We start from the raw sequence: 14,306 nt of genomic DNA on the forward strand, positions 1-14,306 counted from the left end.
ATGGCGGAGGGGACCCACGCGTTCCCATCTCGAACACGACCGTTAAGCCCTCCAGCGTCGATGGTACTTGAACCGCAGGGTTCTGGGAGAGTAGAACGTTGCCAAGCAGTTACCCCTTGTGGGTATTTTTTTTGTCTGGGGCCATAGCTCAGCTGGGAGAGCGCCTGCCTTGCAAGCAGGAGGTCAGCGGTTCGATCCCGCTTGGCTCCACCATTGTTCCCTGATAGCTCAGTTGGTAGAGCACTCGACTGTTAATCGAGTTGTCACAGGTTCGAGTCCTGTTCGGGGAGCCACTCTTTTCTAGGCCCGTTGGTCAAGTGGTTAAGACACCTCCCTTTCACGGAGGTAACAGGGGTTCGAGTCCCCTACGGGTCACCATTTACACATCCCATGGAGGCTTAGCTCAGCTGGGAGAGCATCTGCCTTACAAGCAGAGGGTCGGCGGTTCGATCCCGTCAGCCTCCACCATTAACTTCATATGCCGTTGTAGCTCAACTGGTAGAGCAACTGACTTGTAATCAGTAGGTTGGGGGTTCAAGTCCTCTCGACGGCACCATTTTTATGGTAAACCTTTTTGTAGCATGGAGCTGTGGTGTAGTGGCCTAACATGCCTGCCTGTCACGCAGGAGACCGCGGGTTCGAATCCCGTCAGCTCCGCCATTTTATTGGTAGAGAAACAGAATATTCGGCGCTATAGCCAAGTGGTAAGGCAGAGCTCTGCAAAAGCTTTACCCCCAGTTCGAATCTGGGTAGCGCCTTTATATACAAGCCGGAGTGGCGGAATCGGCAGACGCACAGGACTTAAAATCCTGCGGTAGGTGACTACCGTACCAGTTCAAGTCTGGTCTTCGGCATTTTTAACAACATAGATGCGCCCTTAGCTCAGCTGGATAGAGTATTTGACTACGAATCAAAAGGTCGGGAGTTCGAATCTCTCAGGGCGCGCCATCAATGCTTAAACAAACTACGCGGGCGTAGTTTAATGGTAGAACTTCAGCCTTCCAAGCTGATCGCGCGGGTTCGATTCCCGCCGCCCGCTTACATGAAAAAGACCACCTTTGGGAGAACGCTGCAAAAGTAGTGTTTTTGGAAAAAGAAAAGAATTTAGGGGGTAAAATATAGGTCTCCCTAAACGCGAAACGAGCCTTAGAAGCGATTCTAGAGGCTCTTTTTTTTTAATATTTTTTTTGTTCTGAAAAAATGGACTTTTGCAGCGGTCTTATATTGGCTGTCTTTTTGTATTATAGTTTGTATCGTGGTAGGAGGGCTAAAGCACCTGCTGCATTATCTTGTGCAGAGACTCCATTGCCTTCAAGTGTGATTTTGTCAAAGTCGGCGATGGTGAAGGCAAGGCTTTGATTCACATTGACAGCCAAATGAGCGATTTCAACAGCTCCATTTATGAATCTAACGATGATCTTACTGATACCCGTTCCTAAACTGAATTCGATAACGCCTGACGCAGTCACAGTTTTGTTAGGAGACTGGTAGATAGTTACTGGCGCCGAGTCTCGCAGTTTCCATTTGAGCTCTAAGCAGTCTTTTACAAACGACCGTTTTATGTGAATGAGGTGCTTTCTTCTTCGACGATGATGCTTTTTTCTTTTCTTCGCACACTTATTTTCTTTGATTAGCTCGCAGTGCATACGCTCACTCCTTTTCTACCCACATTATAATATTATGGAAAAAAAGAGGTTGTACTAGATACCAACCCTGATAATTGAAAAAAGGCGATCAGGGTTATTCTTGTTCATGATATTCAACCAATTAATAAAAGATGGTTATTTCACATGGGTATTGCTATCTTTCTCGTCCAATCTAACAGGTACTATTTTCTATATAATGTTAATGAAAGATTTAAAAAAAATAAAATAGTTTAGGAGATGGGAATATGTCCTGTGCGTCTTGTGCATCGATTAAGCATAGTAACCTGCAGTATTGTTTAGATTTTAGTCCGGTTGGATCTTTTAATCTAGGGGTGGGTCCGTCAGCCGTGACTTTTGATGAAGTGTATCAATCCTCCGGTGGACTAGTTACAGCATCTGGCGTTTTGGTGATTTCAGCAAGTCTTACACCTCCAGGACTATCTGCTACTACTTCTATAACACTTAGATTTCAGCAAGGAGTTACTACAGTTGGAACAATAACTTTAAATAATGTCACTAGTGGTCATACGTATGGTTTCACCGAACTGATTCCATTCGATAACATCGATGTAATAGTAAATAACACTGCTGCTGGTACTTCTGCTGGAACAATTAAAATGTCTCTTGTAGTAAACGCAGCGTCCTAATCTTACTTAAGGTAGACAGTATAAAAGAGACCATGGGTAAAATGGACTCAAATGCTGTTCGCTGTTACATTAAAAGTAGGTTTTTTGCAGTGGTCTCCTTTGGGGGCTCTTTTTTTTATTGTATAGGCTGGGAAGAGAACACGTAGAGGGTTCGACCCAATATGCTATGGATAAATGAGGCGAGAAAGGCATCCTTGTAATCTCTCCTTTGACCAAAAAGATACCGTTCGGTATCATGGAAGGTGATAACCGACATATTCGCATGAATATCGAAAGTCTCTCCCTGTATCTCAAAGGAGTTTGCATGAACTGAAGATCAGTTATAGCACATATATAAAGTTAGAAGATGAATGGGGACGAGTGTATGGCGCGGCAGCGGTACAGCAATATGGATCCAAAGGCAACGACGAAAACTTGGAAAGAAGTACGTCGCTGGCAAAAGGAGCGCAAGGGTAAAGTCAAAGATCTGAGCTTCCGAATTGGCCAATCCGAACATAAGCAGCAGAAGCTGCTGAAGAATAATCAGGGTGAAGTTACGATTACCTGGATCGGGCATGCAACCTTTTTGCTGCAAGTCGCTGGATTGACGATTGTAACCGACCCGGTATGGGCTACTCGGATGGGTTTCACCCAGAGGCTTGAAGCACCTGGTCTTTCTATAGAAGAGCTGCCGCCAGTAGATGTTATTCTGCTATCCCATGCGCATTATGATCACTTGCATGTGGGTTCGTTGAAAAAGCTGAGAGGTACGCCCTACGTACTTGTGCCAGAAGGACTTGGCTCCAAGCTGCGGAAGTTGGGGTTCAGCACTGTTTATGAATTGCCATGGTGGGGGAGTCAAACCATTGGCAAGCTGGAGTTTCACTTTGTTCCCGCGCAGCATTGGACAAGGCGTACGCTAACCGATACGAATACATCGCATTGGGGCGGCTGGGTGATGCAGCGAACAGCGGCGTCTCTGCCAGTGGGAGAGCAGGATCCTCATACGATATACTTCGCAGGCGATAGCGGGTATTTCGATGGGTTCAGAGAGATCGGTGCGAGATATCCGAGCATTCACTACGCGTTGATGCCGATTGGCGCCTACGAGCCGGAGTGGTTTATGGGGATGCAGCACGTGACCCCTGAGGAAGCGGTGCAGGCGTTCCTCGATGTCGGCGCCAAGCAGTTCATTCCGATGCACTATGGGGCATTTCGGCTCGCCGATGATACGCCGAAGGAGGCACTGGATCGGTTGCTGGCGGATTGGCAGCGGAGGGGGCTTGACCGAAGCAAGCTGCGCTTGTTAAAGCATGGTGAAACCTTGGTGGCGGAGCGAACGGGGGAATAGGCAGTAAATTGAGGTGCTTGATTTCGAGGATGGGAGTCCTGGAAGGCAAGCATCTCTATGCGTTAGGGGGCTAGCTCCTATTAAATGTAGCAGACACCTTCGTTTTGTTCCACACGACTTCGATGAGATAATCCCCTGTAGGTAAATTCGTAAAAGTCTTCGAATCCGTATAGGATTGCCCCGGCTCCAGGTCCAAATAGTCTTTGATCGCAACGGAGCCTTTTTCGATTACCGTATGATCCTTCAATAGCGTATACTTTGCTCCGCCGATGACGGTGATCGTTTCATTACTCTGATTTGTGAACGTATAGGTCACCTTCGTTGCCTTGTCCCCGTTGTCTACCGTGGCAGTGCCTTGCATGACTTCTGCGATTTTTACCTTTGGAGAATAAAGTGCTGGTTTCGTTGAGCTTTCTGACGGTACTACCTCAGTATTCGAGCATCCTGTAAGGAGTAATGTAGTGCTTAGTGCTCCAAGTAAAGCATTACGCATTATTGTCATCCGTAGACGTAGACCACCTTATCCAAAAGATTCTGTATAACATGACTGACGGCGAGTTTTTCATTTAAGTTGCATGGGGGATGATTTGGGATTTTGTAGGGGGCTCGCGGGGGTGCTATATATTGTTTTGAAATAATTACGAATGACAAAATCGTAAAAATGTCATTTGATATCTGTCATTCGGACATTTATAATAAATTTAATATGTTAGGTGGGAAAGACGGCTGGATACTTCATTTCATTGAAAAGGCGGGATTAAGAGATGGAACGTAAATTGACAGGTAAAGTAGCGCTTGTGACGGGTGCATCCAGAGGAATAGGTCAGAAAATCGCGGAAGAGCTAGCTCTTCACGGGGCTAAGGTTGTTGTGAACTACGCTAGCAGTCCAGGTAAAGCGGAGGAAGTCGTTAACGGCATTAAACAATCAGGCGGGGAAGCTATCGCGATTCAAGCGGATATCAGTGAAGTGGCGCAGGTTGAGTTTTTGTTCCAGAAGACGCTGGAGGCGTATAGGCAGGTTGATATTTTGGTCAATAATGCAGGGATCATGATTACGAAACCGATACTCTCCATTACCGAGGAAGATTTCGATAGGCAGTTTAATATTAATGTGAAAGGGACGTTCTTTGCGATTCAGAAAGCGGCGCTGCATATGAAGGAGAACGGGCGAATCATCAATTTCTCTACTTCGGTTAATGGGCAAATGTTCCCTGGATACAGCTCATATGCTGGCACGAAGGGGGCCGTTGAGCAGTTCACGCGTCAGCTTGCCAAAGAGTTAGGGCCTAAGGGCATTACGATTAATGCCGTTGCACCTGGACCGGTGAATACGGAGTTGTTCACAGTAGGGAAATCTGAGGAACAAATCAAAGCGATTGCTAACATGAATTCGTTCGGGCGTTTGGGTGAAGCGAAGGATATTTCGCGTGTTGTACTGTTTCTGGCAAGTGAAGAATCACAGTGGGTAACGGGACAAACACTTCGGGTGAATGGCGGGTTTGTATAATATGACGAAGAATGAGTTGCCATTATCGAGAGATGAGATTTTGGATGCAGCCGAGCAAGTACTTCGAAGGTATGGTCCGGACAAGACGTCCGTTGTGGACATTGCCAAGGTGCTGCAAGTGAGTCATGGGACGTTGTATCGGCATTTTGAAAGCAAAGCTGCGCTGCGGGAGGCTGTGACTTCGCGGTGGTTGCATACGAGTGTCGCGATTCCTTTGGAGGCTATTGCGAGTGATGAGACTAGCGGCAGTGCGGTCGAGCGTTTGCGAATGTGGCTAGAGACATTGATTCAAACCAAGCGGAAATTCGCCGCCGAGGATACGGAAATGTTTACGATGTATGCCAATGTAACGCTCATTGAAGTTGAAATGATTAGCACTCATGTGTATCGCTTAATAAAGCAGCTAGTACAGATCCTTGAGCAGGGGATGGCGAGCAAAGAGTTGAAGCAAGGTGACTCGGAATCGCTTGCTAGAGCCATTTTCTTAGCTACCTCACGTTTCCATCATCCATCGCATGCTGGGGAGTGGGGAGTGGGGAGCAGGGTGGATGAGGATTTTGAAAATGTCTGGCAGTTGTTGCTTGGAGGGATCATATGATCAAACCCAAAAGATTAAAGCCTGGATCCAAGATTGCCATCATTTCACCATCAAGTGGATTGCCTTATTTGTTCCCAGATATTTATGAGCTTGGCTTGAAGCATCTGCAAGAGGTCTTTGGCTGGGAAGTTGTTGAAATGCCATCGGCAAGGATGTCTCCAGATGAGCTGTATAAGCATCCACACCTGCGTGCTCAGGATATTAATCATTGTTTTGAAAATGAAGATATAGCAGGAATCATTACCTCTATCGGTGGCTATGAATCAGTGAGGATACTCCCTTTTTTAAATATGGAAGTTATTATTAATCATCCTAAATTCATCATGGGCTTTTCGGACGCGACGACATTCTTAACGTACTTAAATAACTTGGGAATGGTAACGTTCTATGGGCCATCTGTTATGGCGGGATTTGCACAGTTGAGAAATCTGCCGGAGGCCTATCCCGAGCATCTCAACGCAATATTGGTTGAAGAGCATTTCCCGTATCGCTATGCGCCGTATCAAACATGGACGAATGGCTACAAAGACTGGAGAAATCTAGAAACATTGGGCGAATGTCAGCCGTTTATCGAGAATGAGAACGGGTGGACTTTTATACAGGGGGATTCGATTGAGCAAGGGTATTTGTGGGGTGGATGTATCGAGGTTTTAGAGTTTATGAAATCGACGATCTACTGGCCGAAGGATGATTTCTGGCAGGATAAGATCTTGTTTTTCGAAACATCGGAAGATAAACCCTTGCCCATGCAAGTGGGCTATATGCTGCGGAATTATGGGATGCAGGGCATCTTTTCACGTATTAAAGGCGTCATATTAGGTAGGGCGAAGGATTATAGCGCAGCTGAGAATTTAGAGCTTAGAGGGATCCTGGTGAATATTATTGCAAAAGAGTTTGGGGCGGGTCATGTGCCGATTGTTGTTGATTTTGACTTTGGGCATACCGATCCGAAATTGATTCTGCCCCTCGGTGGGCGAGTGGAATTGAATCCGAAAACGAATGAGGTTATTTTGTTAGAGAGTCCTTTTGAATAACAACAGCATGAGAGGTAGCAGATGAACATGAATGAAACAGTAAGTTTAAGTCTTGGAGGCTCTTACATGGTGGCTCCAGACAACCCAAGAAAAACCAAAAATCGAGGTAGAAAATGTATGATTCTTTCTTTCGAGCTTAACGAAGAGGAATTAGATATTAGGGTGATCTACCTCGATACCAGTAGAGAGGTCTTGCTAAAGTTCAGTGATTTGAAGCCAATCACCGAGTGAGAGTGACTTTGTCACGGGGATACTCCAACGTGCGGGATGGAACAGATAGGGAGGGCGCCAATGTGTAAAAAGTGGTTTCTTTTAACGTTGACCGTGGTCATCTTTTGGGCATGTGTAGGGTGTGGCAAGGGGGAAGCGGCAGAAAAACCTAAGCTTACCGTAAAACAATTAGAAGAATTTTACCCAGGCGACATTTCGAATGTGGATCATATTGAAATTAGGAGTGGCTCGACAGGAGAACTTAAGATCATTAATGATAAACGATTGGTTCAGGATTGGATTGGTAAAGTACGTCATATGAAGCTTACACCAGACCCGAATCAAGAAGGTAGGGTAGGTTTTTTATACTCCGTTGTACTATTTGAAGGTAAGGAAAAAAAGCTCGTATTTAGTCCTAGCAGCATTGCGGGGAATTATTATCTGCATTCTGAGGAATTAGCGAAGCAAATTAGTGAGCTTTTTCAATCGATGGACACACGAGCCGTTATTTGACGAAATAGCAGGGATACCAAATTGTAACGGACGATACAGCCGGTATTTATTTTTAAAAGTACATGTGAATGACATGTAAGCACGCCAATAAGCAAATAACGCTCCTTGTGTCCGTTAGAAAGCGGATTTGACTGATTTCTTAGTAATAGAGGCTGTCAGGTCCGTTAGTATAATCGATCGAATGGGTTTACACCAAAAGACTGGAGGCTTACTCCTCCGGTCTTTTTTGCATCCCGTTCCCAAGTAGCGTTCCCGGCGGCAACTTTCTGTCAGTTCCATACGTCTAATTCATATGGGAAATATTATTAAAATCGAATAAGGATTGGTGCATACGATGGTCAGAATAGTAGGTTTTGGATTTCTTATATCTGTCATGCTGTTGTTGAACGCGTGCGAAGATAGTAGCCAGGGTTCTGCCGTATCTCCAGCCGTATCACCACCAACAAGCTCTCCAGCAGCATCGGCGATGATGACGGCTGAGCCCGTCGCAGCTGTCGAACCTTCAATCCGCAGCAAGCTGCAAAGCCTTATTTTCGGTGAACGAAATAGTTCTGAGGGGAGGGTATTCCAGCAATGGAAGGCTACGGATGTCCCCCAGGAACCTTTCCAAGTTGTGTATCATCTAGAGGATGTCAGTGTGAATGCGACTTTTGCGAACATGAGCGAAGAAGAACGACGGTTGCTAACAAACCAGATTAGGGTTGACGGCGATGTGGATTGGGAAGTTGAAGTAAGTGACAATCCGATCTACCAGGTGAGGATTCAATTTCATCATGCGAGTTCATCGTTCGACCTACGCGTTGGGGATCTGCCTGCCATGACGTTCATACGAAAAGAACCGGTGAGTTTTACATTCAGCCCAGGCGCAGGTCGCGATGTTCCTCACCTTTTGGTAATGGCACAGGAATATGGACCACGACTGCGTATCCCCGAAGGGGAAAGCTCGGTAGAATTAGTCTTCTCTAATGAGATGCGAAATGACCTGCCTACGACGATAGAGGGTGTGCCTTTAGCAGCCAAATGGTTAGATGCCAAACACCTCTTGGTCCAACTGGACAATATGGGGGCCGGAGAGCATGGAATGAGAGAACAGTATCTGCGAATGGATAACTTGGTGGATGTAAGCGGCAATCGCTTGGGTGGTGGTCTCCAGGGAGTCTGGGTTCAACAAATGCCGAGGCATGTATGGCGCTATGTCGAATCAGGTGAGCTGGCTGGGGGAGGCGCGAGGGATCAATTCTATGATCAGTTGGTTTTATCTGAGGATAAACAAAGCTATGTCGGGATTGTTCGCCTTGGCGGGTCCATGGGAGATGGGGACGGAACCAGCTACGCTTTTATTTTGGAGCAAAAAGGGAAGACCCCTGTTGTCATTGAGGATGTGTTCTATTCCACGATAGAGCCAGATCAGCAACCCATCCAATGGATGGATGCGAGAACGCTCATTTATGGGTCCTACTATGGCGTTTATGCCTATGATATCGAGAAACGTGAGAAGCGTATTCTCCATAAGGCTGATCCCCAAGAAGATCATAATATCAATTATGCTTCGTATGATACAACGAGAGGATTGCTTCACCTTCTAGCCTATGAGAACCGGCATGGAACGAGTCAATTGGAACGGCTCACCTACTCGTCAGGAGATCCCATGCCCCAAATAACGCAAGCTTACACGACAAGCGTTCAGGTAGCCAAATACTCCGAATTGGATATGGCTATTACCCCAACGCCGGATGGAACGTATTGGACACGTATACAAGATGGCGTTCCCTACACGGATTTTGTGAGCAATTCAGGGGCAATGTTTACTGCGAAAGGGATTGCTCGGCTCGTCACGAAACAAGGCGTCTACCTGCAGCAATATGAAAAAGGAGAATTTCAGCTGCAAGCCTCCCGATGGACATTGTGGCAACCAGGCCAAACTGCCAAAGTGATCGCTAACCCGCCAGAAGGCAGCTTTACCTTTGCTAGCGGGACGGATTTATTTGCAAGGCAGGATGATAGGTATGTTAAATATGATCTTTCACGTAATAAATGGATGGCTTGGCAGGCACCAAATGGAGAGAAAAATGCTGAGCCTGTTCGGGGAAAAGATGGATTGTACCGCGCCAGAATGGAGTAGCCAATCGTGGAACAATAGGCGAGGGGGGGATCGTCACTGTTTAAGCGACTTTATCGTACGATGTTAGGCATCATCATTATGGGTGGATGTACTTTCTTGATATATATGATCGTTGAAACCCTGGTTACCGAGAGAACGCGCGGAATTCCGGTAAATATTTCACAATGGAATGTGCATGACTACGCCGAGCACTGGCAAGAAATTGCATCCAAGCTGGAGATAGATGCACAAGCGAAGCTGGAAGATTTTCATCTGTTATATAATCAGCAGGGGGAAGCTCGGAAGCTATCGTACGAAGTAGTAGGACGTAGTAAGGATGATTTTATTTATTATTATGTTGATTATGACCTTGCATCTAGTAAAGCGATTGTCAAGCGGCACAAGCTAGATGGCCCATGGTTGCAATATGATCGTTCGGTTGCAGCAAGGTATTTTTTTGAGCGATTGGATGAAATGGATTTGAGGGTAATTAAACCTAACAACGACGATCCGATACGCCAAATGCGGGTCCATGTGAGTGGCGCTCGTATTACTTACGCTATGAAGGATACGCAGAAATACCGCATAGACAAGGATCAGATCCAAGAAATCTCTGACGCACAGCTTCCCGTTGAAGGGTATTGGCTATCTGTATGTGGCATGTCGGAGGACGCTGTGCCCGATTTCGTTTCGTCTTGTGAGGATCGGATCGACTATATCTTAGATGCTCGTACGAGCGATAATAAGTAAAAGCAGGCTGCCGATAGGATATAATCGGTGGCTTTTTTTGTGAAAAGCGAGGATGAATTTGAGTGAATTATTTTATTTCTTTGTAATTTGGACATAATATCCAGAAAAGGGTGTAATTATTTACTCCATGGGAAGTAAGTCGCAAATGACGAATGATGATCTGAAAGTTTGACACTTTTGTGTAATGAAGCGCAGTTTGGACAACTATTGGTTGTTTGATTTGGATTAACTTTCATAAAGTATGTTATCATGAGATTACATTATTACTAGACGAAAAGGTAAGTTAATACTTGGAGGTAATTACCATTAATACCGATACCCTGAATGATGCAATGACGATGTTGAAACAAACGAGCCGAACCTTTTATATACCGATCAGCAATTTGGACTTCGGATTAAAAGAGGCTGTAACATCTGCCTATTTATGTATGCGGGCCATCGATGAAATCGAGGATCATGAGGAACTCGCTGACCCGTTGAAAATAGAGCTTTTATCTGGGGTGTATGAAGCTTTCCAATCCTCCGATATTATGGGCTCGATACAGAGTTTGTTAGCACCTCATCGGGAGGTTTTGCCGGAAGTCTCGATGCGACTGGATGAATGGCTGGCTCTCTGTCCACCCTCTGCAATGCCAATCATTGAGCAGTATATTGCTAAAATGTCATTGGAAATGTCCGAATGGGTCCAAAATGGTTGGAACATTCATACGGAAGAGGATTTGGACCGCTATACGTATAGCGTAGCTGGCATGGTTGGCGAGATGCTGTCCGAGCTGTGGTTGTGGCATGATGGCACGCAATCTGATCGTGATAAAGCTATTGCCTTCGGAAGAGGACTGCAGGCGGTGAATATTCTCCGCAATAAATTGGAGGATGCGAAGCGCGGCGTGAACTTTTTCCCGGATGGTTGGGGATTCAAGGAAATGCAGCAATACACGCGTCGCAATTTGCAACTGGCAGATAGCTATATCGCAGATCTGAAGCAGGGTCCAGCGTTGAAGTTTTGCAAGGTCCCATTAGCCCTAGCGCATGCTACGGTAAATCTGCTAGCTGCTGGCGGCAACAAATTGACCCGAGATGCGGTTATGAAAATTGTGAGTAAAGTAACGTAAGTATAAGATTTACATAGGGAAATTGAAGGGAGGCCTGCAGCGGTTTGTGCAGGCTTCTTTGTTTTGCGTCTCGATAGAGCCTCACAACGCCATTTTAATCACCTTCCGATAATGCTGCACAGACAGCACGCCGAACACCGAGTAGAGTACCGTGTACAACACCATAACGATCATCATCGGAGTCCACAGCGCTGTTCCGAAGAAGAACCACCCTGACTGGATTGCGAAGTAACTGTGAATCAACCCGACAATTAAGGGGATACCGAAATTAAAAAACTGTTTAACCTGAATCCCCTTTGTTAGATCGCTTTGGGTAAAACCGAGTTTTCGTAGAATGGTATACGATGACTTCTCATCCTCGCTCTCATCCATTTGCTTGAAATAAAGAATGCAGCCAGATGTGATGAGGAAAGTTAAGCCTAAGAATCCAACGATGAACATCATTAATCCCATTCTATTTTTCAGATCATTGGCCGTAGTCAGATGAGAATCATTGGCATGAGTTTCATCAAAATCTAACGAATGGAAAATCTCATTAGCCTCCTCCAGTTGTTTCTCATCTGCGATATCAACGCCGATATAGAGGGATGACTTCATTTGAATATCCGGATTGATATCTTGCTTCAATCGCTGGAAGACGGAATCGTCTACGATGACTGCGGGCAGATTGCTCCTTGAAAAATACCATGAAATATAAGAGCTTTGCTGGGCGCCTATATTCGTCTGCGGAATGACGGAGTGCAGCCCATGCAGTTGGATAAGGCCGTTATTTTTAAAATGAAAGAATTTGAGCATCGCGTCATTCACTCCGGTAAGAAGCGTTTGGTCTGCCGTCAAATCAATCGATTGCGCAACTTTGTCGCTAATAACAGCCATGGGTTTGACGCCTGAACTCATTAAAAGGGAGCTTATATCCGATTCCATCGCTTGACTGAGATCGACGTCTGTCTGAATAACGTCAATCGTTGTTTCACGATGTTTAATGCCACTTGCGTCTAAAGCGGTCTTGAACCGGTCTGCGTCTTGTACATTCGTAATCGCAAAGTGAGCGGGCACGTTCATTTTGGCCGTTTTCTCAGCAGAGTAATAGGAGATATAGCTTAACGAGAGCAATCCGATAGCTAGTGCGGATACGGTCGTAATCACGGTCAAAAGCAAAGCATTGGATTTCATCCGATACATGATGGAGGCTAGCGATAGGACTTCGCGAACGTTCAGGAAGCCATTTTTCTTCGTTCTAGCGATATTTAGAATCAGACGGACGGATCCTTTATAGAACAGATAAGTACCAATAATAACAGATCCCAGAATCAAGATCATACCGCCAAACAATTCCGTCGTTGTCGTGAAATTTCCGGTAAACAGCCTTGAGGATACATAGTAGCCGATCAAGATGAAGGAAAGCCCAACGAGTCCCATGATGATTTCCAAGGTGGACATCTTTTTCACTTTGGCTTCCGTCGAAGTTGAGGCGCGAAATAGCGAAAGTATGGTCTGTCTTTTAATAAACATAAAGTTGACCATCATAATAAACACATAGATGACGCCAAAGACAACAAGTGTTTGGATGAACGCCTGTGGCGAAAAGTGTAGAGTGGCAGTAGCCTTGACCCCTGTGATTTGAAATAAAACCATCAGGATCAGCTTAGACACGGAGAATCCGATAAACGTCCCAACGACTAACGATCCGAAGTAAAGGATGCAATTCTCGGTACTAAGGATGCGAAAGATTTTCCCCTTCGTCATGCCGATGAGCTGCAGAAGACCGATTTCTTTACTGCGTCTTTTGACGAAGATGTTATTGGCATATAAGTTGAAGATAGCAACAATGGCGATAAGCAGGATCGATGCAGACTTCAGCGCAGCGGCTCCTTTAATAGTCCCCTTGGCTGCATCAAGCGCAGGGTCATACTGCAGCGTGACAAAAGCGAAATAGAGCGCAACGCTAAACATTAATGCGAACACATACAAGTAGTAATGCTTGATATTGGCCTTCAGGTTTTGGAGGATGAGCTGATTAATACTCATATTGCACACCGCCAAGGACGCCCTGGGTCTTCATAATGTCTTGAAAGAAGGCTTGTCTCGTCTCTTGCCCTTTATAGATTTGGGAGTAAATCTGCCCGTCCTTAATGAAGATCACTCTGCTGCTGTAGCTAGCGGCAACCGGGTCATGCGTGACCATCACAATGCTCGCTTGGCGACTTACATTCATTTCACTGAGTTTATTAAGCAAATCTGATGCAGATTTGGAATCGAGTGCACCCGTTGGTTCATCGGCGAAAATAATATCAGGATCATGAATGAATGCCCGAGCAGCGGACGTTCGTTGTTTCTGCCCACCGGATACTTCATTCGGATACTTATCCTTCAACTCATAGATGCCAAGCTCTGTCGCTAAGTCATGAAACCTCTGATTGGCTTCTTGCTTGGACATCTTCGTAATCGATAGTGGAAGCAGGATATTTTCTTTCACGGTTAACGTATCCAGCAAATTATAATCCTGAAAAATAAACCCTAAATGATTCTTCCGAAACTCAGCCAATTGCTTTTCCTTCATGCTCGTCGTTTCTGTCTTGTTAATCTGAATGGATCCATGACTCACCTTATCGATGGAGGAAAGCACGTTGAGCAGCGTCGTTTTCCCAGAACCGGAAGGGCCCATGATGCTAACGAATTCCCCTTTTTCGATAGAGATGTCGAGGCCTCGAAGTACCTCCTGTTTGTTATTTTTATTGCCGAAGCTTTTATGAATTTTAACGGCTTGTAAGATAGACATGAACCATCACACTCCTTTACACGATAGCTTTATTATAAAAAGCTGGATCGCATTTATCCTTCGATTGGACGAACAAAG

The 14,306-nt window shown here is 45.5% G+C and carries 14 protein-coding genes, 10 tRNA genes and 1 rRNA gene; 21 read left to right on the forward strand and 4 right to left on the reverse strand.

The genetic code is table 11. The features are described from left to right. The 11 genes from rrf to AC58QC_RS20260 form a co-directional block, all read left to right on the forward strand. Positions 1 to 107, forward strand: a 5S ribosomal RNA gene (gene rrf, locus AC58QC_RS20210); the annotation flags it as partial. A 30-nt stretch (positions 108 to 137) separates the two neighbouring features. Next, positions 138 to 213 (forward strand) — tRNA-Ala (locus AC58QC_RS20215). A gap of 4 nt (positions 214 to 217) precedes the next feature. Continuing rightward, positions 218 to 293, forward strand: a tRNA-Asn gene (locus tag AC58QC_RS20220). A gap of 10 nt (positions 294 to 303) precedes the next feature. After that, positions 304 to 378, forward strand: a tRNA-Glu gene (locus AC58QC_RS20225). 14 nt (positions 379 to 392) lie between these two features. After that, positions 393 to 468, forward strand: a tRNA-Val gene (locus AC58QC_RS20230). A 12-nt stretch (positions 469 to 480) separates the two neighbouring features. Continuing rightward, positions 481 to 556: transfer RNA gene (locus AC58QC_RS20235), tRNA-Thr, on the forward strand. Positions 557 to 583: 27 nt separating this feature from the next. Continuing rightward, positions 584 to 660: transfer RNA gene (locus AC58QC_RS20240), tRNA-Asp, on the forward strand. 27 nt (positions 661 to 687) lie between these two features. Next, a tRNA-Cys gene (locus AC58QC_RS20245) sits at positions 688 to 758 on the forward strand. A gap of 10 nt (positions 759 to 768) precedes the next feature. Beyond that, positions 769 to 854, forward strand: a tRNA-Leu gene (locus tag AC58QC_RS20250). Between the two features lie 17 nt (positions 855 to 871). Continuing rightward, positions 872 to 948 (forward strand) — tRNA-Arg (locus AC58QC_RS20255). 20 nt (positions 949 to 968) lie between these two features. Continuing rightward, positions 969 to 1,039 (forward strand) — tRNA-Gly (locus tag AC58QC_RS20260). A 202-nt stretch (positions 1,040 to 1,241) separates the two neighbouring features. Here the strand turns inward: AC58QC_RS20260 and AC58QC_RS20265 are convergent. Continuing rightward, on the reverse strand, positions 1,242 to 1,646 hold the full coding sequence (locus AC58QC_RS20265; protein ID WP_497416887.1) for an S-Ena type endospore appendage: 405 nt from the start codon (positions 1,644 to 1,646) through the stop codon (positions 1,242 to 1,244). A gap of 347 nt (positions 1,647 to 1,993) precedes the next feature. Here AC58QC_RS20265 and AC58QC_RS20270 point away from each other — a divergent pair, with 347 nt between their 5' ends. Both AC58QC_RS20270 and AC58QC_RS20275 read left to right on the forward strand, forming a co-directional pair. Further along, positions 1,994 to 2,293, forward strand: a complete 300-nt coding sequence (locus tag AC58QC_RS20270) for a hypothetical protein (RefSeq protein WP_497416888.1) — start codon at positions 1,994 to 1,996, stop codon at positions 2,291 to 2,293. Positions 2,294 to 2,657: 364 nt separating this feature from the next. Beyond that, complete coding sequence (locus AC58QC_RS20275; RefSeq protein ID WP_497416889.1) at positions 2,658 to 3,623, forward strand: MBL fold metallo-hydrolase; 966 nt, start codon at positions 2,658 to 2,660, stop codon at positions 3,621 to 3,623. Positions 3,624 to 3,693: 70 nt separating this feature from the next. On the opposite strand, the gene AC58QC_RS20280 is transcribed toward AC58QC_RS20275, so the two are convergent. Beyond that, positions 3,694 to 4,125 (reverse strand): putative periplasmic lipoprotein, encoded by a 432-nt coding sequence (locus tag AC58QC_RS20280; RefSeq protein ID WP_497416890.1) that lies wholly within the window; start codon positions 4,123 to 4,125, stop codon positions 3,694 to 3,696. A gap of 262 nt (positions 4,126 to 4,387) precedes the next feature. Here AC58QC_RS20280 and AC58QC_RS20285 point away from each other — a divergent pair, with 262 nt between their 5' ends. The 8 genes from AC58QC_RS20285 (at position 4,388) to AC58QC_RS20320 (ending at position 11,449) form a co-directional block, all read left to right on the forward strand. Further along, positions 4,388 to 5,131 (forward strand): SDR family oxidoreductase, encoded by a 744-nt coding sequence (locus AC58QC_RS20285; RefSeq protein ID WP_497416891.1) that lies wholly within the window; start codon positions 4,388 to 4,390, stop codon positions 5,129 to 5,131. A gap of 1 nt (position 5,132) precedes the next feature. Then, positions 5,133 to 5,729, forward strand: a complete 597-nt coding sequence (locus tag AC58QC_RS20290) for a TetR/AcrR family transcriptional regulator (protein ID WP_497416892.1) — start codon at positions 5,133 to 5,135, stop codon at positions 5,727 to 5,729. Beyond that, positions 5,726 to 6,763, forward strand: coding sequence for a S66 peptidase family protein (locus AC58QC_RS20295; RefSeq protein ID WP_497416893.1), 1,038 nt, complete (start codon positions 5,726 to 5,728; stop codon positions 6,761 to 6,763). Before AC58QC_RS20290 ends, AC58QC_RS20295 begins: the two co-directional genes overlap by 4 nt. A gap of 21 nt (positions 6,764 to 6,784) precedes the next feature. After that, positions 6,785 to 6,994, forward strand: coding sequence for a hypothetical protein (locus AC58QC_RS20300; protein WP_497416894.1), 210 nt, complete (start codon positions 6,785 to 6,787; stop codon positions 6,992 to 6,994). 60 nt (positions 6,995 to 7,054) lie between these two features. Continuing rightward, the gene (locus AC58QC_RS20305) at positions 7,055 to 7,486 is read left to right on the forward strand and encodes a hypothetical protein (protein ID WP_497416895.1); all 432 of its coding nucleotides are present in this window, start codon (positions 7,055 to 7,057) and stop codon (positions 7,484 to 7,486) included. Positions 7,487 to 7,820: 334 nt separating this feature from the next. Next, positions 7,821 to 9,608, forward strand: coding sequence for a hypothetical protein (locus AC58QC_RS20310; protein ID WP_497416896.1), 1,788 nt, complete (start codon positions 7,821 to 7,823; stop codon positions 9,606 to 9,608). A 105-nt stretch (positions 9,609 to 9,713) separates the two neighbouring features. After that, positions 9,714 to 10,337 (forward strand): hypothetical protein, encoded by a 624-nt coding sequence (locus AC58QC_RS20315; RefSeq protein ID WP_497417068.1) that lies wholly within the window; start codon positions 9,714 to 9,716, stop codon positions 10,335 to 10,337. Between the two features lie 290 nt (positions 10,338 to 10,627). After that, positions 10,628 to 11,449: a squalene/phytoene synthase family protein gene (locus AC58QC_RS20320; RefSeq protein ID WP_497416897.1), complete on the forward strand. Its 822-nt coding sequence runs from the start codon at positions 10,628 to 10,630 to the stop codon at positions 11,447 to 11,449. Between the two features lie 81 nt (positions 11,450 to 11,530). Here AC58QC_RS20320 and AC58QC_RS20325 read toward each other — a convergent pair whose 3' ends face one another. Further along, positions 11,531 to 13,477, reverse strand: coding sequence for an FtsX-like permease family protein (locus AC58QC_RS20325; protein WP_497416898.1), 1,947 nt, complete (start codon positions 13,475 to 13,477; stop codon positions 11,531 to 11,533). Next, on the reverse strand, positions 13,467 to 14,228 hold the full coding sequence (locus AC58QC_RS20330) for an ABC transporter ATP-binding protein (RefSeq protein ID WP_497416899.1): 762 nt from the start codon (positions 14,226 to 14,228) through the stop codon (positions 13,467 to 13,469). The genes AC58QC_RS20325 and AC58QC_RS20330 overlap by 11 nt, the downstream gene beginning before the upstream one ends. Between the last annotated feature and the right edge of the window lie 78 nt (positions 14,229 to 14,306).

This window comes from Paenibacillus sp. J22P51, assembly GCF_059692215.1.